The organism is Rhodopseudomonas parapalustris, assembly GCF_053772255.1.
Genome location: NZ_JAMKBZ010000001.1, coordinates 349,880 through 371,895, shown reverse-complemented (window position 1 = coordinate 371,895; position 22,016 = coordinate 349,880). Strand labels below are relative to the sequence as shown.

Here is a 22,016-nt window from a genome sequence, read left to right as displayed (position 1 = left end):
ATATCTTCGAATGACCGGCCTTGTTCTCGTCTCCCGCGCCGCGGATTTCGCCGCGCGTTGCCATGCCGGGCAGCGGCGCAAGGGGGCGGCGAAGGAGCCCTATGTCAACCACCTCGCCGAAGTCGCCGAACTGCTGGCGGTGGCGACCGACGGCTCCGACGCGGCGCTGGTCGCCGCCGGCTGGCTGCACGACACGGTCGAGGACTCCGGCACGACGCGCGACGAGCTGATCGAACAGTTCGGCGAGGACGTCGCTGCGCTGGTGATCGAATGCACCGACGACAAGACGCTGCCGAAGGCGACGCGCAAGCGGCTGCAGGTCGAGCACGCGCCGCATCTGACCGGCCGGGCGCGGATGATCAAGCTCGCCGACAAGATCAGCAATCTACGCTCGTTGATCTTTTCGCCGCCCGACGATTGGGAGCGCGACCGGCTGGCCGATTACCTCGATTGGGCCGACCAGGTGGTCGCGGGTTGCCGCGGCGTCAACGTCTGGCTCGAACGCATCTACGACGAAACCGCCTCGTCCGGGAGGGCCGTGTTGTGAGCACGAAGATTGCACGTTCCGTCTATGCCGACATGTTCGGCCCGACCACCGGCGACCGTGTCCGGCTTGCCGACACCGATCTGATCATCGAGGTCGAGAAGGATTTCACCACCTACGGCGAGGAGGTGAAGTTCGGCGGCGGCAAGGTGATCCGCGACGGGATGGGGCAGTCGCAGGTGACCAATGCCGACGGCGCCGCCGACACCGTGATTACCAACGCGCTGATCGTCGATCACTGGGGCATCGTCAAAGCCGATGTCGCCATCACCGCCGGCGTGATCACCGCGATCGGCAAGGCCGGCAATCCGGACATCCAGCCCAATGTCGATATCATCATCGGTCCCGGCACCGACGTGATCGCCGGCGAAGGCAAGATCCTCACCGCCGGCGGCTTCGACAGCCACATCCATTTCATCTGCCCGCAGCAGATCGAACATGCGCTGATGAGCGGCGTGACGACCATGCTGGGCGGCGGCACCGGTCCGTCACACGGCACCTTCGCGACGACCTGTACGCCGGGGCCGTGGCATATCGGCCGGATGATCCAGTCGTTCGATGCCTTCCCGGTCAATCTCGGCATTTCCGGCAAGGGCAACGCCGCGTTGCCCGGCCCGCTGAGGGAGATGATCGAAGGCGGGGCCTGCGCGCTCAAGCTGCACGAGGACTGGGGCACGACGCCGGCGGCGATCGACAACTGCCTCACCGTCGCGGACGCCTACGACATCCAGGTGATGATTCACACCGACACGCTCAACGAGTCGGGCTTCGTCGAAGACACTGTGAAGGCGTTCAAGGGCCGCACCATTCACGCCTTTCACACCGAAGGCGCCGGCGGCGGCCACGCGCCGGACATCATCAAGGTCGCGGGCCTCGACAACGTGCTGCCGTCGTCGACCAATCCGACGCGGCCGTTCACCAGGAACACTATCGACGAGCATCTCGACATGCTGATGGTATGCCACCATCTCGATCCGTCGATCGCCGAGGATCTCGCCTTCGCGGAGAGCCGCATCCGCAAGGAGACGATCGCGGCCGAGGACATCCTGCACGACCTCGGCGCGCTGTCGATGATGTCGTCGGATTCGCAAGCGATGGGCCGGCTCGGCGAAGTGATCATCCGCACCTGGCAGACTGCCGACAAGATGAAGAAGCAGCGCGGCGCGCTGCCGCAGGACTCGGCGCGCAACGACAATTTCCGGGTCAAGCGCTACATCGCCAAGTACACGATCAACCCGGCGATCGCGCATGGCGTGTCGAAGCTGATCGGTTCGGTCGAAAAGGGCAAGATGGCTGACCTGGTGCTGTGGTCGCCGGCGTTCTTCGGCGTCAAGCCGGACTGCATCATCAAGGGTGGCAGCATCGTCGCGGCGCCGATGGGCGATCCCAACGCCTCGATCCCGACGCCGCAGCCGGTGCACTACCAGCCGATGTTCGGCGCCTTCGGCAAGGCGCTGACCGCGTCGTCGGTGGTGTTCACCTCGCAGGCCGCGGCCGCGGGCAATCTGGCGCGCGATCTCGGCATCGCCAAGACGCTGTATCCGATCAGCAACGTCCGCAGCGGCATCTCCAAGAAGAGCATGATCCACAACGACGCCACGCCGAAGCTCGAAGTCGATCCCGAGACCTACGAAGTCCGCGCCGACGGCGAACTGCTCACTTGCGCGCCCGCCGACGTGCTGCCGCTGGCGCAGCGCTACTTCATGTTCTGAGGGGCTTCTCGTTCGTCAACACCAGCCTGTTACGCGCAACCTCTCCGCCGGTCATTCCGGGGCGCCGCGAAGCGGCGAACCCGGAATCTCGATCCGCACAAACTTCGCGATTCCGGGTCTGCGCGCGTTCGCGCGCATCCCGGAATGACCGTCGCGTGGTGGCGCGTCGACGCGGTTGAGCCACCCCTTTGCATCCCGGCGGCATCCGCCTATGGTCCGGCGGCGGCGCCGGCCTGACAACGAGCGCCGAGTTGCATTGACAATCCGCCGGGAGGAATATTCGTGATCTATGTCATCGCCACTTTGACCGTGAAGCCCGAGATGCGGGCCGAGCTGATCGCCGCTGCCAAGGATTGTATCGCTGGCACGCGCCAGGAGCCGGGCAACGTCGCCTACGATCTGCACGAGAGCGTCACCGATCCCACCCAGATGGTGTTCGTCGAACAGTGGGAGAACGCGGAGGCGCTCGGCCCGCACGGCAAGACCGAGCACTTCAAGGCGTTCGGCCGTGCCGCTGCCAAATGCCTGATGGCGCCGCCGAAGATCGAGATCATCACGCCGGCCAAAGTCGACGTGAAGTAAGCAGCCTCGCAGCCGCCAACGAGAAGGGAAGATCCCCATGATTTACGTCGTCGCCACCACCCAAGTGAAGCCGGAGTCGCGAGACGCTTACATCGCAGGCGCCAAGGCGTGCATCGCCGAGACCCGCAAGGAAAAGGGCTGCATCTCTTACGAGAACCACATCTCGATCAACGATCCGAACACCTTCGTGGTGGTGGAGCGCTGGGAGAGCCGGGAGGATCTCAACGCCCATGCCCGTGCGCCGCACATGAAGGTGTGGCGCGAACTGTCGGCGCCGCTGAAAGCCTCGCCGACCGTGATCGAGATCATCAGCGACGGCAAGGTCGAGACGTTCTGAGGCAGCTCTCCGCGTCATTGCGAGCGAAGCGAAGCAATCCAGCATCGGTGTGCCGAGCCTCTGGATTGCTTCGTCGCTTCGCTCCTCGCAATGACGACGGGGAGAGGTGGTCACTTCCATTGAGCCGCATACAGCCGTTTCAAAGCGCTCATGAAGTCCTCGCCGCGCGGTGTGATCCGGATTTCCCTCGCCCGGGAAATGCTCTAAAGCTTCTGGCTCGTCCTGATATGCGATGAGCACTCCATGATCCGAGCCAGCAAAGTCTACGGGCAATATCACTTTACGGCGCCGGCGGCCGACACCGTCGTGCTGGCGTTCGATGATCGCCATCGCCGCCGGATGGCGATGACCGGCACGCGCGGCCTCGAATTCCTGCTCGACCTCGAGCACGCGGTGGCGCTGCGCGGCGGCGACGCGCTGGTGCTCGACGACGGGCGCCTGGTGGAAGTCGTCGCGGCGCCCGAGCCGCTGCTCGAAATCCGCGGCCGCGATTCCTTGCATCTGGTGCGGCTCGCCTGGCATCTCGGCAACCGCCATCTGCCGACGCAACTGATGGCCAAGGCGCTGCGGATTCGCCGCGACCACGTCATCGCCGACATGGTGCGCGGCCTCGGCGGCAAGGTGGTGGAGATCGAAGCGCCGTTCGATCCGGAAGGCGGCGCCTACGCGCCCGCGCATGACAGCGGCGAGGCCGCACACGCGCCCCACGATCACGCGCATCATGACCATGATCATCACGGTCATGATCATCACGGTCATGCCCATGGTCACGGTTGCGGGCACGATCATCATGGGCATGATGATCACGTCCATGACGAGCATTGCGGTCATTCGCACGGCCACTCCCACAAGCATGAGCACTGAGCCGGAGCCATCGGCGCAGCCGCTGCCCGCAGAGCAGAGTGCGGCGCTGTACCGGTTGATGACCTGGCTGTCGCCGGCGTTTCCGGTCGGCGCGTTCTCCTATTCCAGCGGCATCGAATGGGCGGTGGAGGCGGGCGACGTCACCGACGCCGCTACTCTGCGCGACTGGCTCGATGCGATGCTGCAGCACGGCGCCGGCTTCTGCGACGCGGTGCTGCTCTGTCATGCCTATTGCGCCGCGGAGCGAGGCGATGACGCCGGCTTGCACGCGGTAGCCGAACTTGCCGCAGCGTTCGTCACCTCGGCGGAGCGGCAGCTCGAGACGCTGTCGCAGGGCCGCGCCTTCATCCAGATCGCCCGCAACGCGTGGGACAGCGACGGCCTCGGCCGCGCGGTGGCCGCGTGCGGCGAGGCGATCGCCTATCCGGTCGCGGTCGGCGTGGTCAGCGCAGCGCACGGCGTGCCGCTGCCAGCGACGCTGCACGCCTTCCTGCACGCGGTGACGTCGAACTGGATCTCTGCCGGCGCGCGGCTGATTCCGCTCGGCCAGACCGACAGCCAGCGCGTGCTCGCCGCGCTGGAGCCATCGGTGATCGCGACGGGCAGCCGCGCGCTCGCCGCCTCGCTCGACGACCTCGGCACCGCCACCTTCCGCGCCGATCTCGCCAGCCTCCGCCACGAGACGCAGTACACCCGGCTGTTTCGGTCGTAATACCAAGTCGTCACTCCGGGTTCGCGCTGCGCGCGCCCCGGAATGACCATTGAAGGGATTGCGAACTACCCCACCATCCGATCGCGCCCGGCCCAGAAGCCGGCGCGTAGCACCTTCTTGTCGATCTTGCCGACGCCAGTCATGGGGAGCTCGGTCACGAACTGCACCGACTTCGGCGCATGCGCCGAGCCTTTGCGGGTCTTCACGAGCTCGATCAGGTCGCGCTCGTCGGGCTTGGTGCCGGGTTTGGCGACCACGACCGCGGTGACGGCTTCGCCCCATTTGTCGTCGGGCACGCCCACCACCGCGACCATCGCGACGTCCTGATGGGTCGACAACACGTCCTCGACCTCGCGCGGGAAGATGTTGAAGCCGCCGGACACGATCATGTCCTTCTTGCGGTCGAGGATGTACATGTAGCCGCGGTCGTCACGCTTGGCGATGTCGCCGGTGTGCAGCCAGCCGTTCTTCAGCGTCTCGGCGGTCTGTTCCGGGCGCTGCCAGTATTCGGTCATGACGTGCGGCGCGCGCACGCAGATCTCGCCAGCTTCGCCGTCGGCGACTTCCTGATCGTTCTCGTCGAGAATCCGGGCGTCGCACGCGGCGATCGGGAAGCCGCACGACAGAAACAGTTCCGGCTGCTTCGGATCGTGATCGGCCTTGCGCAGCACCGACACCGGATAGCACTCGGTCTGGCCGTAGAGCTGCGAGAACACCGGCCCGATCCGTTCGATACCTTCGATCAGCCGGGTCGGTGACATCGGCGAAGCGCCGTACAGCACCAGATCGAGTGACGACAGGTCGGTCTTGGCGAGCGCCGGATGATCGAGCAGCACGTAGACCATGGTCGGCACGAACAGCGTGAAGTTGATCTTCTCGCGCGCGATGGTCTGCAGCACGGCCTCAGGGTCGAACCCCTTCATCATGTGTACGGTGCCGCCGCGGATCAGCGACGGCAGCACCTTGGTGCCGGCGACATGGCTGATCGGCGCCACGGTGAGATAGCGCGGGTCGAACGGGATCTCGAAATCGGCGAGGATCGCGCTCGCGAAGCCCGCAGTCTCGCGATGCCGGCGCAGCGCGCCCTTGGATTTGCCGGTAGTGCCGCCGGTGTAGTTCAGCACCGCGACGTCGTCGACCTGCGCATAGTCGCGCGGCGTGGCGCTGCCGGCCCGGTCCATCGCTGCCAACAGATCGAGGCCGTAGTCGGCGCGGCCGACGGTGAAGACGTGGCGCAGGCCGCTGGCCTGGGCGGCGAGCTCGCCGCCGCGTTCGAGAAACGCCGCGGCATCGACCACCAGCACCGTGGCGCCGGAATCTTCGATCTGATCGAGTTGATCCTGGCGCGAGCCGAGCGGGTGCAGCCAAGTGATGGCGAAGCGGCAGAGCTGCGCCGCGACGCCGGCGCACCAAGTGTCGGCACGATTAGCGGTGAGTAGCGCGACGCGCGTGCCCGGCGGCAGGCCGAGTCCCATGAACACCTTCTGGATGCTGCCGATCATGTCGGTGGCGCCGCGGTAGCTCAGGCTGCCGCCGGGCCAGGCGAACGCGGTGCGCGACGGATAGCGCGCCAGCGCCCGCAGCGTCTGCGTGCCCGCGGTCGGAAAGGAGTTGAGCTCGGCAGTCATGGCGTTCGTCTCCCTTGTGTTTTGTCATCGGCTATTGGGCGTGCCAATGTTCGGCAACCACATTAGCACGGCTGGCCACAGTCGATGCAAACAGAGCAGGAGGAAACTGCCGTGAAATCATCGGACCGTCTGGCGCGCTTTGGCGATCGTCTCAGTTTGCCGCTGATTGCGGCGCCGATGTTTCTGGTGTCCGGCGTCGATCTGGTAGCGGCGGCGTGTCGGAACGGCGTGATCGGATCATTTCCGACGGTGAATTGCCGCACGACGGAACAACTCGGCGAATGGCTCGGCGAGATCACCCGGCGACTCGACGCGCACGAGCAGGCGAGCGGCCGGCGCGCCGCGCCATGGTGCCCGAACCTGATCGTGCATCGCTCCAATGCGCGGCTCGGCGACGATTTGAAGCTGCTGTTGCGGCACAAGCCCGAGGTGGTGATCACCAGCGTCGGCTCGCCGCAGCCGGTGATTGCACCGCTGCACGATGTCGGCGCGATGGTGCTGGCCGACGTCGCCAGCATCCGTCACGCCGAACGCGCGGCGGCGGCCGGCGTCGACGGCCTGGTACTGCTCACCGCCGGCGCCGGTGGGCAGACCGGCTGGCTCAATCCGTTCGCCTTCGTGCGCGCGGTGCGGCAGTTCTTTGACGGCGTGATCGTGCTGGCCGGCGGTATCAGCGATGGCGTCGCGCTGCGCGCCGCGATGACGCTCGGCTGCGATCTCGGCTACATGGGCACCAAGTTCATCGCCACCGAAGAGAGCCTTGCGGACCCGCGCTACAAGGCGATGCTGGTGGAGGCGAGTGCCGACGACATCCTGCTGACCAAAGCCTTCACCGGGCTGCAGACCAACATGCTGCGGCCGTCGATCGTCGCCGCCGGGCTCGATCCGGACGATCTGCCGGAGCGCGGCGGCATCGATATCGGCAAGGACATCGACGTCGGCGCGCGCGAGGACAGGCCGAAGCGCTGGCGCGACATCTGGAGCGCTGGGCATTCGGCCTCCGGGATCGGCGGCATCGTGCCGATCGCCGAGCTGGTGGCGCAGACTGCGGCCGAATTCCGCAGCGCGGCGTAAGCTGCGCCGGCCATCGACGACCGTGCGGCGCCGTGGCATGCTTCGGCGATAAACAAAAACACTCTCGGGAGATTACGCCATGAGGAGCTTTCGCGTCACCGATTTCGGCAAGCCGCTGAGCGAAGACAACCGGCCGACGCCGGAACTGACCGGCACGCAGGTGCTGGTGCGCGTCAAGGCGGCCGGCATCTGCCACAGCGATCTGCATATCTGGGAGGGCGGCTATGAACTCGGCCACGGCCGCAAGAAGTTGTCGCTCGCCGATCGCGGCGTCGCGCTGCCGCTGACGATGGGCCACGAGACCGTCGGCGAGATCGTTGCCGCCGGCCCCGACGCCAAGGACGCCAAGATCGGCGAGGTCGCGCTGGTGTATCCGTGGATCGGCTGCGGGAGCTGCGATGTCTGCAAGGCCGGCGACGAGAATATGTGCCTGAAGCCGCGCTTCCTCGGCGTGTATTGTGACGGCGGTTATTCGGACGAGCTGATCGTGCCGCATCCGCGCTATCTGCTCAGCCTCGACGGGCTCGATCCGGTGACCGCGGCGCCCTATGCGTGCTCCGGCATCACCACCTACAGCGCGCTGAAGAAGCTGGATTTCTGCTTCGACAGTCCGATCGTGATCTTCGGCGCCGGCGGCCTCGGATTGATGGCGCTGGAGCTGCTCAAGGCGATGGGCGGCAAGGGCGCCATCATGGTCGACATCGATGCGGCCAAGCGCGAGGCGGCACAAAAGGCCGGTGCGCTCGGCGCGGTCGACGGCGCAGCACCGGATGCGCTGGCGCAGATCGCGGCGATCGCCAAAGGCCCGGTACGCGGTGCGCTCGATCTGGTCGGCAATCCGCAGACCGCGCAGCTCGGCTTCGATTGCCTCACCAAGGGCGGCAAGCTGGTGATCGTCGGCCTGTTCGGCGGCGGCGCGCCATGGGCGCTGCCGTTCATCCCGATGCGGGCGATTACCATTCAGGGCAGCTATGTCGGCAATCTCGCGGAGACTCAGGAGCTGCTCGATCTGGTTCGCGCCAAGAAGGTGTCGCCGATCCCGGTCACCAAGGTGGGGCTGTCGCAGGCTTACGATGCGCTCATCGATCTGCAGAAGGGCAAGCTGGTCGGCCGCGCGGTGCTGACGCCGTAAAGCCCGCCGCAGTTTTCGTCATTGCGAGCGAAGCGAAGCAATCCCGGAGCCCAGTGCTCGGCGCTGGATTGCTTCGTCGCTTTGCTCCTCGCAATGACGGGGAGGCGTTTTGCTATGGATCGCCCGCCACGATGCGCTCGGCTTCGGCCACATCTTCCGGCGTGTTGGCATTGAAGAACGGGTCGAATGGCGTGACCGGCCACTCAACCACCGCGCGCGGATAGCGCGCGGTGACGCGTTCGACCTTGCGGATGTCCTCGTCGATCAAAGCGGTTCGCAGCGCGTCGCGGAGCGCGACCGGCCACAGTGCGATCACCGGATGCAGATGACCGCCGGAGGCGGCGACGGCGATCTCTGCCGCTTCGGCGAGCCGTGCCTCGTTCAACCGGGCCACCAGATCGTGCGGCAGGAACGGGCAATCGCCCGGTGCGGTCAGCACGCAGGTCGCATCGGGCTGCTGCGCCGCGGCCCAATCCAGCGCCGCAAGGATGCCGGCGAGCGGGCCGGGGAAACCCTGGACACTGTCGGCGATCACCGGAAGGCCGAACGGCGCGAAACGCGCGGGATCGCCGTTGGCGTTGAGCGCCAGCGCGCGGCATTGCGGCTGCAGACGCTCGATCACGCGCGCCAGCAGCGGTCGGCCTGCGACGGCACGCAGCGGCTTGTCGCCGCCACCCATCCGGCGGGCCAGACCGCCGGCGAGGATCACGGCGGGAGGAAGAGCATCGGCCATCGCGAACTCCGCAAAGCTGGTCGCGGCTGAGGCGACGCCCCGTGGTTAGCTCAGCGCAGGCGGGCTCGGCAATAAGAACGAGGCCGAGGCGATTGACCGCGTCCCGCGGCTTCGTCATCGTCCGCCTCCATGACCACGACCGTTCTCGATCTCACCGGGCTGAAATGCCCGCTGCCGGTGCTGAAGACCCGCAAGGCGCTGACGCGCCTGGCGTTCGGCGACGTGCTGGAAGTCCGCTGCACCGATCCGATGGCGCTGATCGACATCCCGGTGCTGATCGGCGAGACCGGCGATCGCATCACGTCGAGCGAACGTCGCGACGAGGTGATCGTGTTCGTCATCGAGAAGCGGGCGCTCAACTCCGCTGCGGACGAGGCGAGCCGCGGCTAGCAGCGCGGAGGAACTATCGCCGGTCGCCATCATTGGTCTTCGTTCCGTAGGGAGGAGATCATGGCCCGGAAATATTCCAAGAAGGCGTCCGCCAAGGTCGGCCGCGCGATGAAGAAGCGCAAGGCCGGCACGCTGAAGAGCGGCGGCTCCGGCAAGACGGTCAAGAGCCGCAAACAGGCGATCGCGATCGGCCTATCGGAAGCCCGCGCCGAGGGCGCCAAGGTGCCGAAGAAGACCGGTAAGAAGGCGGCGAAGAAGAGTACCAAGAAGGCCGCGAAGTCCGGCCGTAAGACCACGAAAAAGACGACCAAGAGGACGACAAAGTCCAGCAGCAAGAAGACCGGCGCGAAGAAGTCGCCGGGCCGCACATCGTCCAAGTCATCCAGCGCGCGAGAATCGTCCGGCCGCAAATCGTCGAAGCGCAAGGCCGGGAAGAAGACGTCGTCGGACTAAGCGCGTACCACCCAAGCGCGGGTCATTCCGGGGCGCCGCGCAGCGGCGCACCCGGTATCTGAGATTCAGGGCACTGATGGTTCTGCCGCGCTGCGGCAAAACAACTTCGAGATTCCGGGTTCGCGAGCGGGCGCTCGCGCCCCGGAATGACGGTGTGGGGCAAAGCTCCGAGGCGTCCTAAGCTGTCAGAGTAGCTTTGTAGGATGCCCGATCGGAGCCAGTCTCACCCCGCCTTGCGCTGCCGAGCATTGGAGCGGCGCGTCTTGGTGCTGCTGCGGGCGGAGGAGGGGGAGGCTTTACGGCGGCTGTGGGCCTTGCCAGTCTTCGCCCCGGACTTGCCGCCTTCCAGACTCTGCTTCAACGCGTCCATCAGGCTGACGACGTTGCTCTCCTTGTCCTCCGGCTCCGTGAGCTTGATCGATTTTCCGGAGGCCTTGCGCTTGACCAGCGCCTTCAATGCGGTCTCGTACTCGTCCTTGAATTTTTTGGGATCGAAATGTGCCGCTTTGGTCTCGAGGATGTGGCCGGCCAGCTCGATCATGTCCTTGGAGATCTTCGGCGACTTGATGCCCTCGAAATACTCGTCGGCGTCGCGGAGTTCGTAAGGGTAGCGCAGCGTCGTCGCCAGCAGTCCCTTGCCGAGTGGTTCGATCGCCAGCACATGTTCGCGGTTGGTCAGCACGATGCGGCCGAGCGCGACGCGATCCTTGTCTTTCATCGCGTCGCGGATCACCGCGAAGGCGTCGATCCCGGCCTTGCCGTCGGGCACAATGTAATAGGGGCGGTCGAGATAGCGCTGATCGATCTCTTCGGCGGGGACGAAACTGTCGATGTCGATGGTGTGGGTGCTCTCGATCTGCACCGCTTCCAGCTCGTCCTTGTCGATCGCAATGTACTTGCCCTTGCGAACCTCGTAGCCGCGGGTCTTTTGCTCCTTTTCCACGACCTCGCCGGTGTCCTCGTCGATCATCTGCTGCTTCAGCCGGTTGCCGGTCGCGGCGTTGATCATATGGAAGCGGGTCTTCTCACCGCTGGTTGTCGCCGGATACAGCGCCACCGGGCAGGTGACCAGCGACAGCTTCAGCGTGCCCTTCCAGTAGGCGCGAGGCATGGGAGTTCTCCGTAGGCTGGAGCCGTCGCGACCAGACGGCCGGGGCAATGCGATCATGGCCGGGAACTTGAACGGGCATCCCGGGTTTTGGTTCCGGTCGAGCCCAGCCTGCAGGCGGCGCGAAGGAGCGACGGTGGCCAGCAACAAGCTCAGCATCTACCGCAAGAAACGTGACTTCGCGCAGACCGCGGAGCCGCGCGGCGACGGCAAGGTGGCGCCTTCGAAGCAGCGAAGGTTCGTGATCCAGAAGCACGACGCCACCCGGCTGCACTACGACCTGCGCCTGGAATATGGCGGTGTCTTTAAGTCCTGGGCGGTGACCAAAGGACCGTCGCTCGATCCCAACGACAAGCGCCTTGCTGTCGAGGTCGAGGATCATCCGCTCGACTACGGTGACTTCGAAGGCACGATTCCCAAGGGGCAGTATGGCGGCGGCACGGTGCAGCTCTGGGATCGCGGCTATTGGGAGTGCGACGATCCCGAGCGCGGCTTCAAGACCGGCGACCTGAAGTTCACCCTGCATGGCGAGAAGCTGCATGGCAGCTGGGTGCTGGTGCGGATGCGGCACGACCGCATCGGTGGCAAGCGCACCAATTGGCTGCTGATCAAGCACCGCGACGACTACGCCCGCGAGGGTGACACAGACACGGTACTGGACGACGATTGCTCGGTCGCGTCCGGACGCGCAATGGCGGCGATCGCGCAAGGCAAGGGCAAGGCGCCGAAGCCCTTCATGCTGCGCAAGGCGGCCGCCAAGGTGACGGCGGACGCGGTGTGGGATTCCAGCAGCGGGCTCGCCGCCGACGAGCGGGCGAAAAGAAGCGCTAGGACCACATCCGCGACGGCGAAAGCCACCAAGCCGGCCAAAACGAAGGTACGAAGCAAGCGAGCGCATAGCCAGCGCGTAGCGATGCCGGACTTCGTACCGCCGCAGCTCTGCACCTCGGTGGACCGGCCGCCCAGCGCGGGCGGCTGGGGCCATGAGATCAAGTTCGATGGCTACCGGATGCAGCTTCGCGTCGAACACGGCAAGGCTAGGCTGCTGACACGCAAGGGCTTCGACTGGACCGCCAAATTCGGTGCGATCGCCAGGGAGGCGGCGGCGCTGCCGGACGCGATCATCGATACCGAAGTGGTGGCGCTGGATTCACACGGGCAACCGGATTTCGCCGCGCTGCAGGCAGCGCTGTCCGATGGCGACACCGGCAATCTGATCTGCTTCGCGTTTGATCTGCTCTATGCCGAGGGCGAGGATCTGCGAGGGCTGCCTCTGTCCGAGCGTAAGGAGCGGCTCGCCGCGTTGCTGAAGGCCGCACGCGGCCGTCGCAAGGAAGCGCTGATCCGCTACGTCGAGCATTTCGACACCGGCGGAGATGCCATTCTGCAGTCGGCCTGCCGGCTATCGCTGGAAGGCATCGTGTCGAAGAATCTCGATGCGCCGTATCGCTCGGGGCGCAGCGGCGGCTGGACCAAGGCGAAGTGCCGCGCCGGCCACGAGGTGGTGATCGGCGGCTGGAAGACGACCAACGGCAAATTCCGCTCGCTGCTGGTTGGCGTCCATCGTGGCGACGATCTGGCGTATGTGGGAATCGTCGGCACCGGTTTCGGCCAGGACGTCGTCAGGCGCATCCTGCCCGAGTTGAAAGCTCATGAAGCGGATCGGAGCCCGTTCAGCGGCGCCAACGCACCGAAGACGGAGCGCGAGATGCATTGGGTGACCCCGGATCTTGTCGCCGAGATCGAATTCGCCGGCTTCACCGGCGCCGGCATGGTGCGGCAGGCCGCGTTCAAGGGCCTGCGCGCCGACAAGCCGGCTGCGGAGGTCGAGGCCGAAGAGCCGCAGCAGGTCGAGCTCGCCGAACCGAAACCGAAGCGCTATGCCGGCAGGACTGCAAAGAAGACAGTCAAGAAGGCGACAAGGAAAGCTTCGAAGGTGCAGAAGCGCACTTCGCCGCGGCGCGCTGACGCTGCGCGAGTCGAGGTGTTGGGCGTGGTGATCTCCAAGCCCGACAAGGAGCTGTGGCCGGCAAGCGAGGTCGGCGGCGCGATCACCAAACGCGACCTGGCCGATTACTTTGCGGCCGTGGGCGATTGGCTGATCCCACACATCAAGGGACGACCGTGTTCGATTGTGCGTGCGCCTGACGGGATCGACGGCGAGCACTTTTTTCAGCGCCACGCCATGCCGGGGATGTCGAATCTGATTGGGCTCGCCAAAGTCTCGGGTGACCGCAAGCCCTACGTGCAGATCGATCGGGTCGAGGGGGTGATCGCGGCGGCGCAGATCGGCGGTGTCGAACTGCATCCGTGGAATTGCGCACCCGATCGTTACGACGTGCCGGGACGACTGGTGTTCGATCTCGATCCGGCCCCCGAGGTCGGTTTCGACGTGGTGATCGCGGCCGCCAAGGAGATGAAGCAGCGGCTCGAGGCGGTGGGCCTCGCGACTTTCTGCAAGACCACCGGCGGCAAGGGGCTCCATGTGGTGGTGCCGCTGAAGCACGACGACAGCATCGACTGGAAGGCGGCCAAGACCTTCGCCCAGACGGTGTGCGCGCAGATGGCGGAAGACAGCCCGGAGGAATATCTGCTCAACATGTCGAAGCAGAAGCGCAAGGGAAAGATCTTCCTTGACTACTTGCGCAACGACCGGATGTCGACCGCGGTCGCAGTTCTGTCGCCGCGCGCCCGCACCGGCGCTCCCGTGTCGATGCCGCTGACATGGTCACAGGTGAAGGCTGGGCTCGATCCGCAGCGCTACACCATCGCGTCGGTCCCCGCCTTGATGAAACGCTCGAAGGCGTGGGCGGATTGCGATGCTGCTGCGGTCCCGCTGAAAGCGGCGATCAGGGCGCTGACCTCCGGCAGGAGCTAACTCGCGCGGCCATCGGCCCATTGAGACCTTGGCGACAACGTCGCTGGCCGGGCTTTCGCCGTTCCTGAGCGGCATTTGCCGCGCAGGGGGCGTAAGGCCCGGCCATGATCTGCACTCATGGAGCAGACGGAACGATGCCGTGCGTCAGATCTTGCCGAGCAACAGCAGGATCAGCAGGATCACGACGATCAGACCGAGACCACCACCGCCGTAGTAACCAGTCCCGTAGAACGGACCGCCGCCGACCCCGGTGAATCCGCCCAGCAACGCGATGATCAGAATGATCAGGATGATTGTGCCGATGGACATGTCGCTCTCCTTATCGCGGCGGGTCGCCCGAATGCTCCGCCTGTCGGGAGAGAGAACACGGCGTAACAATGAAGGTTCCGCGGCGGAAACTCGGCATCGCGCGCAGCGCCCTGTTGTTTTCGCAATGCTTGCCTAAATAGGAATGATCAATCCGTATTCGTGACGAGGATGCCGCGATGTCAGCTCCGCTTGTCGTATCAATTCCCCATCACCTCGGTCGAGACGAGGCGCGCCGCAGACTGCAGAGCGGCCTCAGCCGTGCGGCGATCAACGTACCGGTGCTCAAGGTCGACGAAGAGACCTGGCGCGGCGACCAGATGCTGTTTCGCGTCCGCGCGCTCGGTCAGGTCGCGGCCGGGCAGGTCGACGTCGCCGAGGATCATGTTCGGCTCGAAGTACGGCTGCCCTGGCTGCTGCAGAAATTCGCCGATGCGGCGCGCGTGGCAATTCAGAAACGCGGTCATTTGATGTTGGAGAAGAAGTAATCAGCGTGTGCGCTGCACGCAAATTGTCGCGTTGCAGCAAGTAGTTATTCGAAGCGATTCATTAATCTTCAAGTAAGCGAATCTTGAAAATCTGGTTCGGCGGGTGAGGGAACCGATTCTCCTTGTCGGCACAAACCCCGTCAGGCCGTCCGGCTTCAGCTCCCGGGCGGCCTCGGTGTTTGTGGGCTCTCGCAAGCGCGGGTGCCTTGCGAAGCGTCTGGTTGCTGTCGGTGCAGGTGGCAGATCCGGTTTCGCTCGCTGACGCCTGCCCCGGCTGACGAGGCTGCAGGAGGAGTACCGGTGCTGCCAGATCAGCCGCGTCGCGCGCGTCTTGATTCGGCGTGACGCAGGGCGACCGGCAGGCGACGGAACAGGTCGCGTAGCGGCAGTTCGCCGGAGGCATTGTCGCCGTCGTCGGTCTCGACCACATAACCTTTGGTCTCGACCGCGCCCTCGAAGGCATCGCCGCTCGGCCATTGCCGTCCCTCGTCGGACAGTCCGGCAAATCCCTTTCCGACCAAGACGATCAGGGCCTCGGTGCCTCGGGTGCGGGCGAACGCGATGACGTGGTCGCGATGCGGGCCGGTGACCGCGAGCGGCCGGTAGTCGCCATCGGCGAACAGCGCGGCGTGTTGCTGGCGCAGCCACAGCAGGTGGCGCGTCCAAGCCAGCTTGACGTGGCCGTCGGGCCAGCGCGCGATCAGCGCGTCCCAATCCGGACGGTCCGGTAGTGCGTCGAGGACTTGGGTGCGCATGGCGAAGTCCACCGGACGACGGTTGTCAGGATCGACCAGCGAGAAGTCCCAGAACTCGGTGCCTTGATAGAAATCCGGCACGCCTGGCATGGTCGCCTTCAGCGTCACCTGGCTGAGGCTATTGAGCGCGCCGAGCAGCGACAGCCGTCGGTGCAGGCTCTCGACCGACTCCAAGAAATCGCCGGACAGTTTCGGATCGAGCAGGCGGTCGATGAAACTTCGTAACCCGTCCTCATAGGCAAGGTTGGGATTGAGCCAGTTGGTCTCCTGCTTGCCCTCGCGCGCGGCCTTCAGCGCGAAGCCCTGGAAGCGATCGGCGAAATCCGGATCGGCGGACAACGGCCAGGCGCCGAGCAGCGCCTGATACAGCATGTATTCGAACGCGGCCGAGGGCGCGCGCATTTCGCCGTCGACAACCAGATGCGGCGCGTTGAGCACTTTCCATTTGCCGACTGCGCTGGCCCAGGCGCCGGGGATTTCCGCGAGCGCCAGCAGCCGCGCGCGGGCGTCCTCGCCGCGCTTGGCGTCGTGGGTCATGGTCGCGGTCATGCCGTGCGGCCAGTCCTTGGCGCGGCGCCGCATTTCCTCGTGGAAGGCGACGATCGGCATTTCAGGCGCGGCCGGATCGCCGCCGACTTCATTCAGCGCGAGCATCCGATGATAACGGTAGAACGCGGTGTCCTCGAGCGACTTGGCCATCGTCGGCCCGGTGAACTGCTGCACCTTCAGCGCGAAGTGGCGCACCCGCTGTTTGGAATGCGGTGCGCGGCCCGGCTTCACCAGGTCCATCGTCAGCACGTCTTTGAGGAATTCGAAGATGCCGTCGTCGGCGCCGAACCAATCGGCGCGCGCCTTGGCGATGGTGTCCTCGATCAGGTCACGATCGAGGCGCGTCGGGCCGCTGCCGATCAGGTAAGTCCGGTAGACCGGGAAGTGCAGCACGTACAGCTCGAACACCTGACGCAGATTGTCGGCGGAGAAGTCTCGGGTCGAGTAATGGCCCGACGCGATCCGCGCCAGCAGCCGGGTGAGGACGGTGAACTCGCTGAGCAGCAGCGTCTCCAGCACGCGGCGCTTGGCGGCCTTGAGGACCGGATCGAACGTCGGTGACAGGTTGCTGGCCTGCCGCCAGGTCTCCTCCAGCGGCTTGAGGCCGGCGCCGTCGAGCAGGACGCGACTGATCACGTTCAGCCATTCGTAGCCGGTGGTGCCGTGCACGCCGGCGAAGCGGTGCAGCTCTTCGCCTTCGCCGAGGATCTTCTCGACCACTGTATAGAGCGGCGGTGCGCCGGCGCCTTGGGCGTCGCGCGCCAGCCGTCGCAAACGTTGAAAATACTGTGCCGGATCGCGGAGGCCGTCGATGTGGTCGAGCCGCAGTCCGTGGAGTTGGCCGTCGGCAAGCAGCTTCTTCACGCGGCGGTGGATCGCCTCGAAGGTGGCGGCGTCTTCGACGCGCAGGCCGGCGAGGGTGTTAACATCGAAGAACCGCCGGTAGTTGATCTCGCTCGAGGCCAGTTGCCAATGGCCGAGCTTGTAATGCTGACGCTCCAAGAGATTATGCAGCGCTTGGATCTGCGACGCGCGGCCTTCTCCGGCACGGTAGGCGTCGAGACCACGCGCGATCACCTCGGCGGCGCCGGGGATCGCCTGCAATGCGGCTTTAAACTCCGGCGCCTCCTTGCGCGACGGCCGGCGCAAGCCGGTATAGCGGGCGGCGAGATCGAGAATCGCGCGCCCGACGTCAGTCTCGGCCGCGTCGGCCTCGCGCACGACGCTGCGCAGAATCTCGCTGTAGCGCTGCGGTGCGATCGGCAGCCGGTGTTCATAGTACCACGCTGAAAAACTGCCGTCGGCGGCATCAAAGCGCAGCTCGATTTCGCCGCCTTCCAGCGCCTTGCCGTAAGACGAGCCGATGATTGGCAGCAGCACGCCGCCGCGGGCGCGGAACGGCAGCATATCCCAATCGATGTCGAACGACGCGGCGTGCGGCGAGGCCGGACCCCATTCGAGAACGTCGAGCCACCACGGATTGTCGGCGTAATGCACGCCGACATGATTGGGCACGAAGTCGAGGATCAGGCCGACGTCGTGCTGCTTCAGCGCATCGCTGAGACGGGCAAAGCCGGCTTCGCCCCCGAGCGCGGGGTTGAGCTTGGTGTGATCGACGATGTCATAGCCGTGGGTCGAGCCCTTGCGCGCCTTCATGAACGGCGAGGCATACAGATGCGAGATGCCGAGCCGCTTCAGATAGGGCACGATCGCGGCGGCAGCGTCGAAACCGAAATCGGCAGTGAGTTGGACGCGGTAGGTGGCAGTCGGTATCGCAGGAGGCATTACGGATGCTCGAGGCGCCAGGACACCGCCCAGGGCGGAAGGATCTGGTTCCAATCGCCGCCCCATAAAATAGTTCCCGCGGCCGGTGAGACGCCATGGTCGCGTTCGTCGTCCGACAGATTGGCGACGAGTTCGAGCGTGGCTCCATCGCCGAGCCGCCAGCTTGCGGTCAGTAGGCCACCATCCACGATGTCGGCGGTGCCGAACCGTGCGCCGGCGAGCCGTGGGACGATCGCATTCCGCCGGACCTGCAACAGCCGCGACACCAGCGCTAGCCGCTGCGCGCCGGCCCCGCCATCGCGTTCGCGCCAGTCGAGCACGGCGCTGTTGAACGCATCGGCGCTGAGCGGGTCGGGGACGTCGTCGCCGTAGGTCTCGTAAGCTCCGGCGAATTCCTTGCGCCGTCCGGCACGCACCGCTTCGGCGAGATGGCCTTGAAAATCACAGAAGAACGGAAACGGCGCCTGCGCACCCCATTCCTCGCCCATGAACAGCATCGGTACGGTCGGCGCCAGCAGCGTGATCGCGAGCGCCGCCTCGATCGCCTCGGGGCGGGCCAGGCGTTCCAGCCGGTCGCCGAGTGCGCGGTTGCCGATCTGGTCGTGGTTCTGCAGGAAGTTGACGAAGGCCAGCGGCGGCAGCTCGCCGCTCGGCTGGCCACGCGGCGTGCCGCCGCGATGCGGCGACGGCTCGCCCTGATAGGCGAATCCGGATCCGAGCGCGCGGGCGAGATGCCGCAGCGGAGCGTCGGCGTAGTCCGCATAATAGCCGCGGCTTTCGCCGCTCAGCGCGACGTGCCAGGCGTGATGATAATCGTCGTTCCACTGCGCGCGATACTGGCCGCGTGACGGATCGGTGACCGGATCGAGCACGGCTGCGATATTATCGTCATTCTCCAGCACCAAGTGGATATGCCGGCCGGTTTCGGCCGCCAGCTTGCCGGCCTCGCGTGACAATTCGCGCAGCATCGGGATCTCGCCCTGATCGGGGATCGCGTGCACGGCGTCGAGCCGTAGCCCGTCGAACCGGTAGTCGCGCAGCCAATGCAGTGCGTTTTCGATCGTGAAGGCACGGACCTCGGAGACGTGGTAGTTGATGGCGCTGCCCCACGGCGTCTGCGAGTCCGTAAAGAACCCCGGCGCGTAGCTGCCGAGATAATTCCCTTCCGGGCCGAAGTGATTGTAGACGACGTCGAGAAACACCATCAGGCCGCGCGAATGCGCTTCGTCGATCAGCGCCTTCAGGTCTTCGGGGCGACCGTAAGCGCTGTCGGGCGCGTACCACAGCACGCCGTCGTAGCCCCAGTTGCGCTGACCGGGGAAGTCGGCGAGCGGCATCAATTCCAGTCCAGTGATGCCGGTTGCGACCAGATGATCCAGCTTGTCGATCATTGCACGGTAGCTACCTTCGGGCGTGAAGGTGCCGACATGGGCTTCCAGCAGAACGGTCTCGGCCCAGGGACGGCCGCGCCAATCGGTCGCGCGCCATTCGTAGGCGTCGTGATCGATCACCTCGCTCGGGCCGGTGATGTCGTGCGGCTGAAACAGCGAGCCGGGGTCTGGCACGTCGAGGCCGCCGTCGATGCGGAAGCGATAGCGAGCGCCGGCGCCGAGACCAGCAATCTCGGCCCTGTGCCAGCCGTCGTCGTCACGCTGCATCGGATGCGCAGCACCCTCCAGCATCACCTCGACCTTCTGCGCACTCGTTGCCCACAGCCGGAATTCGACACCGCCGGCGGTGAGGCGTGGTCCGAAGCTGCGTCCGCTCATGCAGTCACTCCGGCGAAAGCCAGCACCGAGCGCGGCGGCGCCGAGCTGACGCTGCCGAATTTCAGCGGTGCGACCTGGACGGTGTCCTTGGTGGTGTCGAACAGTTGGTACCAGTTCGGATAGTCGCTCGTCTTCGGCAGGTGAAAATCGATCGCCTCGCTGCCGGAATTCAGCACGATGAAGATCGCGTCGCTGCCGGGGTCGCTCGGGCTCAGCATGTAGGCGAGGAAGCGGCCATCGGGAAACCCCCAATCCTGCTCGGTCATCTCCGCCGCCGACGGCGTCAGCCACAGCACCCCATAAGAACCGTCGGCGCGCCGGCCGTCGAGCCAGCGCCGCGAACGGATCTGCGGAAAGCGGCGCCGGATGTCGGTCATCAGTCCAACGAACTCGACCATGTCGTCGTCGGTGTTGGCGCCGGTCCAGCCGACCCAACCGATCTCGTTGTCCTGACAATACGCGTTGTTGTTGCCGGACTGCGAATTGCCGACCTCGTCGCCGGCCAGCATCAGCGGCACGCCCTGCGCCAGAAACAGGCAGGCGAGCTGGTTCTTGCGGAGCTGCCGGCGCAGGCCGAGGATCTCGGGATCGTCGGTCGGACCTTCGACGCCGCAATTGATGCTGTGATTGTCGTTGGAGCCGTCGCGATTGTCCTCGCCGTTGGCGAGATTGTGCTTGTGCTCGTAGCTGAACAGGTCGGCGAGCGTGAAGCCGTCGTGCACAGTGACATGGTTGATGCCGGCGCGCGGCATCCGGCCGTCGCGGTTGAACATGTCGGACGAGCCGGTCATGCGCCGAGACACTTCGCCGATCAGGCTGCCTTCGCCGCTCCAGTAGCGCCGCATCACGCTGCGGTAGCGGTCGTTCCATTCCGACCATTGCGACGGGAATGCGCCGACCTGATAGCCGCCCATGCCGAGGTCCCAGGGCTCGGCAACCAGCTTGACGCCGGCCAGCACCGGATCCTGGCGGATCGCGGTGAAGAACCCGCCCTTGTGATCGAAGCCGTTCGGGCCGCGCGCCAGGGTGGTGGCGAGGTCGAAGCGGAAGCCGTCGACGTGGCAGACTTCGACCCAATAGCGCAGGCTGTCCATCACCATCTGCAGCACGCGCGGATGGTTCAGATTGACCGAATTGCCGCAGCCGGTGAAGTCGTCGTAGTAGCGTGGATTGTCCGGCTTCAGCCAATAGTACGACGCGTTGTCGATGCCGCGGAACGACAGCGTCGGGCCAAGGTGGTTGCCTTCCGCGGTGTGATTGTAGACGACGTCGAGCAGCACTTCGATGCCGGCGTCGTGCAGCCGCGCCACGGTGGTGCGGAACGAGTCCAGCGGATTGTCCTTGTCCGGCGCGTATCGCTGCTCGGGCGTGAAGAACGAGATCGTATTGTAGCCCCAGTAGTTCACCAGCTTCTTCTCGACCAAAACACGGTCATCGACAAAGCCGTGGACCGGCAAAAGTTCGATCGTGGTGACGCCGAGGCGTTTGAAATGGGCGATCATCGACGGGCAGGCGAGCCCGCCGAAGGTGCCGCGCAGGCCGGGCGGGACGTCTTCGCGAAGCTGGGTCACCCCTTTGACGTGCGCCTCGTAGATGATGGTGTCTTCCCAGCGCACGCCGGGGCGGGTCTCGCGGCGACCACTGCCGACGGTCTCGTCGACCACCACGGCCTTCGGCATGCCGCGGGCATTGTCGCGGCGGTCGAACGACAGATCCTCGCGCGGGGAGCCAGTGCGATAGGCGAAATGCGCCTCGCTCCACACCAGCCGTCCGTTCAGCCGCTTGGCATACGGATCGATCAGCAGTTTGTGCGCGTTGAAGCGATGGCCGCGTTCGGGATCGTAAGGACCATGCACCCGGTAGCCGTAGAGCTGCCCGGGCGAGACGTCGTTGAGATAGCCGTGCCAGACGTCTTCGGTGCGCTCCGGCAGTTCGATTCGTTCGAGCTCACGCCGGCCCTGATTGTCGAACAGGCAGAGCTCGACCTTGTGGGCGTTGGCGGAGAACAGTGCGAAGTTGGTGCCGCGCCCGTCCCAGGTCGCTCCGAGACGGAGGTCGGTTCCGGCGGTGAGGCGCATAGCGAGTGTCCCGATCTCGAAGTTCGCATAGCCTGCGATTGTCTTTGTTAGCGAACTTCGGAATCGAAGGACACTAGTAAATCTGCCATTCCGAGCCGTGGTGTGCAAAACGATGCGCACGGCTTGCGTGACGCCGCGC

19 protein-coding genes are annotated in these 22,016 nt (G+C 65.5%); 12 read left to right on the top strand and 7 right to left on the bottom strand.

Annotation, left to right across the window (positions count from 1 at the left end; translation table 11 throughout):
- The first annotated feature begins 10 nt into the window (after positions 1 to 10).
- From M9H71_RS01790 to M9H71_RS01765, 6 genes are all read left to right on the top strand, one after another.
- Positions 11 to 547: an HD domain-containing protein gene (locus tag M9H71_RS01790; RefSeq protein WP_455403396.1), complete on the top strand. Its 537-nt coding sequence runs from the start codon at positions 11 to 13 to the stop codon at positions 545 to 547.
- Positions 544 to 2,256, top strand: coding sequence for an urease subunit alpha (gene ureC / locus M9H71_RS01785; RefSeq protein ID WP_455403395.1), 1,713 nt, complete (start codon positions 544 to 546; stop codon positions 2,254 to 2,256). Before M9H71_RS01790 ends, ureC begins: the two co-directional genes overlap by 4 nt.
- Before the next feature lie 282 nt (positions 2,257 to 2,538).
- Positions 2,539 to 2,838 carry a putative quinol monooxygenase gene (locus tag M9H71_RS01780; protein ID WP_455403394.1) on the top strand — a complete coding sequence of 100 codons (300 nt, stop codon included), beginning with the start codon at positions 2,539 to 2,541 and terminating at the stop codon, positions 2,836 to 2,838.
- Positions 2,839 to 2,875: 37 nt separating this feature from the next.
- The gene (locus tag M9H71_RS01775) at positions 2,876 to 3,175 is read left to right on the top strand and encodes a putative quinol monooxygenase (RefSeq protein ID WP_455403393.1); all 300 of its coding nucleotides are present in this window, start codon (positions 2,876 to 2,878) and stop codon (positions 3,173 to 3,175) included.
- A 243-nt stretch (positions 3,176 to 3,418) separates the two neighbouring features.
- Positions 3,419 to 4,039, top strand: a complete 621-nt coding sequence (locus M9H71_RS01770; RefSeq protein WP_455403392.1) for an urease accessory protein UreE — start codon at positions 3,419 to 3,421, stop codon at positions 4,037 to 4,039.
- Complete coding sequence (locus M9H71_RS01765) at positions 4,029 to 4,751, top strand: urease accessory protein UreF (RefSeq protein ID WP_455403453.1); 723 nt, start codon at positions 4,029 to 4,031, stop codon at positions 4,749 to 4,751. Before M9H71_RS01770 ends, M9H71_RS01765 begins: the two co-directional genes overlap by 11 nt.
- A gap of 65 nt (positions 4,752 to 4,816) precedes the next feature.
- Here the strand turns inward: M9H71_RS01765 and M9H71_RS01760 are convergent, their stop codons facing one another.
- Positions 4,817 to 6,379 carry an AMP-binding protein gene (locus tag M9H71_RS01760; RefSeq protein ID WP_455403391.1) on the bottom strand — a complete coding sequence of 521 codons (1,563 nt, stop codon included), beginning with the start codon at positions 6,377 to 6,379 and terminating at the stop codon, positions 4,817 to 4,819.
- Positions 6,380 to 6,463: 84 nt separating this feature from the next.
- Between M9H71_RS01760 and M9H71_RS01755 the strand changes: the two genes are divergently transcribed.
- Both M9H71_RS01755 and M9H71_RS01750 read left to right on the top strand, forming a co-directional pair.
- A complete protein-coding gene (locus M9H71_RS01755; RefSeq protein ID WP_455403390.1) occupies positions 6,464 to 7,453 on the top strand; it encodes an NAD(P)H-dependent flavin oxidoreductase in 990 nt (329 codons plus the stop codon).
- A gap of 79 nt (positions 7,454 to 7,532) precedes the next feature.
- The gene (locus M9H71_RS01750) at positions 7,533 to 8,585 is read left to right on the top strand and encodes an alcohol dehydrogenase (protein WP_455403389.1); all 1,053 of its coding nucleotides are present in this window, start codon (positions 7,533 to 7,535) and stop codon (positions 8,583 to 8,585) included.
- Between the two features lie 112 nt (positions 8,586 to 8,697).
- Here the strand turns inward: M9H71_RS01750 and mobA are convergent, their stop codons facing one another.
- The gene (mobA, locus tag M9H71_RS01745) at positions 8,698 to 9,318 is read right to left on the bottom strand and encodes a molybdenum cofactor guanylyltransferase MobA (protein WP_455403388.1); all 621 of its coding nucleotides are present in this window, start codon (positions 9,316 to 9,318) and stop codon (positions 8,698 to 8,700) included.
- A gap of 129 nt (positions 9,319 to 9,447) precedes the next feature.
- On the opposite strand from mobA, the gene M9H71_RS01740 reads away from it, so the two are divergent.
- Together M9H71_RS01740 and M9H71_RS01735 are read left to right on the top strand one after the other, a co-directional pair.
- Complete coding sequence (locus M9H71_RS01740) at positions 9,448 to 9,708, top strand: sulfurtransferase TusA family protein (protein ID WP_455403387.1); 261 nt, start codon at positions 9,448 to 9,450, stop codon at positions 9,706 to 9,708.
- Between the two features lie 60 nt (positions 9,709 to 9,768).
- Positions 9,769 to 10,161 carry a DUF6496 domain-containing protein gene (locus tag M9H71_RS01735; RefSeq protein WP_455403386.1) on the top strand — a complete coding sequence of 131 codons (393 nt, stop codon included), beginning with the start codon at positions 9,769 to 9,771 and terminating at the stop codon, positions 10,159 to 10,161.
- Between the two features lie 223 nt (positions 10,162 to 10,384).
- On the opposite strand, the gene ku is transcribed toward M9H71_RS01735, so the two are convergent.
- Positions 10,385 to 11,272 (bottom strand): non-homologous end joining protein Ku, encoded by an 888-nt coding sequence (gene ku / locus M9H71_RS01730; RefSeq protein WP_455403385.1) that lies wholly within the window; start codon positions 11,270 to 11,272, stop codon positions 10,385 to 10,387.
- Between the two features lie 133 nt (positions 11,273 to 11,405).
- Here ku and ligD point away from each other — a divergent pair, with 133 nt between their 5' ends.
- Positions 11,406 to 14,147: a DNA ligase D gene (ligD, locus tag M9H71_RS01725; RefSeq protein ID WP_455403384.1), complete on the top strand. Its 2,742-nt coding sequence runs from the start codon at positions 11,406 to 11,408 to the stop codon at positions 14,145 to 14,147.
- Between the two features lie 144 nt (positions 14,148 to 14,291).
- Here the strand turns inward: ligD and M9H71_RS01720 are convergent, their stop codons facing one another.
- Positions 14,292 to 14,456, bottom strand: a complete 165-nt coding sequence (locus M9H71_RS01720) for a DUF3309 family protein (RefSeq protein WP_164606647.1) — start codon at positions 14,454 to 14,456, stop codon at positions 14,292 to 14,294.
- A gap of 176 nt (positions 14,457 to 14,632) precedes the next feature.
- Between M9H71_RS01720 and M9H71_RS01715 the strand changes: the two genes are divergently transcribed.
- Positions 14,633 to 14,941: a polyhydroxyalkanoic acid system family protein gene (locus tag M9H71_RS01715; RefSeq protein WP_455403383.1), complete on the top strand. Its 309-nt coding sequence runs from the start codon at positions 14,633 to 14,635 to the stop codon at positions 14,939 to 14,941.
- Positions 14,942 to 15,252: 311 nt separating this feature from the next.
- Here M9H71_RS01715 and treY read toward each other — a convergent pair whose 3' ends face one another.
- Genes treY through glgX form a run of 3 tightly spaced genes read right to left on the bottom strand, consistent with a single transcriptional unit; the run spans position 15,253 to position 21,877 of the window.
- The gene (gene treY / locus M9H71_RS01710; RefSeq protein WP_455403382.1) at positions 15,253 to 18,030 is read right to left on the bottom strand and encodes a malto-oligosyltrehalose synthase; all 2,778 of its coding nucleotides are present in this window, start codon (positions 18,028 to 18,030) and stop codon (positions 15,253 to 15,255) included.
- Positions 18,030 to 19,799 carry a malto-oligosyltrehalose trehalohydrolase gene (gene treZ, locus M9H71_RS01705; protein WP_455403381.1) on the bottom strand — a complete coding sequence of 590 codons (1,770 nt, stop codon included), beginning with the start codon at positions 19,797 to 19,799 and terminating at the stop codon, positions 18,030 to 18,032. The genes treY and treZ overlap by 1 nt, the downstream gene beginning before the upstream one ends.
- Positions 19,796 to 21,877 (bottom strand): glycogen debranching protein GlgX, encoded by a 2,082-nt coding sequence (glgX, locus tag M9H71_RS01700; protein WP_455403380.1) that lies wholly within the window; start codon positions 21,875 to 21,877, stop codon positions 19,796 to 19,798. Before glgX ends, treZ begins: the two co-directional genes overlap by 4 nt.
- Positions 21,878 to 22,016: the final 139 nt, after the last annotated feature.

What these genes read in the sequence shown, in the direction of transcription:
- M9H71_RS01790 (WP_455403396.1), top strand. Translation starts at nt 11, where the DNA reads ATGACCGGCCTTGTTCTCGTCTCCCGCGCCGCGGATTTCGCCGCGCGT.
- M9H71_RS01775 (WP_455403393.1), top strand. Translation starts at nt 2,876, where the DNA reads ATGATTTACGTCGTCGCCACCACCCAAGTGAAGCCGGAGTCGCGAGAC.
- M9H71_RS01770 (WP_455403392.1), top strand. Translation starts at nt 3,419, where the DNA reads ATGATCCGAGCCAGCAAAGTCTACGGGCAATATCACTTTACGGCGCCG.
- M9H71_RS01765 (WP_455403453.1), top strand. Translation starts at nt 4,029, where the DNA reads ATGAGCACTGAGCCGGAGCCATCGGCGCAGCCGCTGCCCGCAGAGCAG.
- M9H71_RS01760 (WP_455403391.1), bottom strand. Translation starts at nt 6,379, where the DNA reads ATGACTGCCGAGCTCAACTCCTTTCCGACCGCGGGCACGCAGACGCTG.
- M9H71_RS01755 (WP_455403390.1), top strand. Translation starts at nt 6,464, where the DNA reads ATGCAAACAGAGCAGGAGGAAACTGCCGTGAAATCATCGGACCGTCTG.
- M9H71_RS01750 (WP_455403389.1), top strand. Translation starts at nt 7,533, where the DNA reads ATGAGGAGCTTTCGCGTCACCGATTTCGGCAAGCCGCTGAGCGAAGAC.
- mobA (WP_455403388.1), bottom strand. Translation starts at nt 9,318, where the DNA reads ATGGCCGATGCTCTTCCTCCCGCCGTGATCCTCGCCGGCGGTCTGGCC.
- M9H71_RS01740 (WP_455403387.1), top strand. Translation starts at nt 9,448, where the DNA reads ATGACCACGACCGTTCTCGATCTCACCGGGCTGAAATGCCCGCTGCCG.
- M9H71_RS01735 (WP_455403386.1), top strand. Translation starts at nt 9,769, where the DNA reads ATGGCCCGGAAATATTCCAAGAAGGCGTCCGCCAAGGTCGGCCGCGCG.
- ku (WP_455403385.1), bottom strand. Translation starts at nt 11,272, where the DNA reads ATGCCTCGCGCCTACTGGAAGGGCACGCTGAAGCTGTCGCTGGTCACC.
- M9H71_RS01720 (WP_164606647.1), bottom strand. Translation starts at nt 14,456, where the DNA reads ATGTCCATCGGCACAATCATCCTGATCATTCTGATCATCGCGTTGCTG.
- M9H71_RS01715 (WP_455403383.1), top strand. Translation starts at nt 14,633, where the DNA reads ATGTCAGCTCCGCTTGTCGTATCAATTCCCCATCACCTCGGTCGAGAC.
- treY (WP_455403382.1), bottom strand. Translation starts at nt 18,030, where the DNA reads ATGCCTCCTGCGATACCGACTGCCACCTACCGCGTCCAACTCACTGCC.
- treZ (WP_455403381.1), bottom strand. Translation starts at nt 19,799, where the DNA reads ATGAGCGGACGCAGCTTCGGACCACGCCTCACCGCCGGCGGTGTCGAA.
- glgX (WP_455403380.1), bottom strand. Translation starts at nt 21,877, where the DNA reads ATGCGCCTCACCGCCGGAACCGACCTCCGTCTCGGAGCGACCTGGGAC.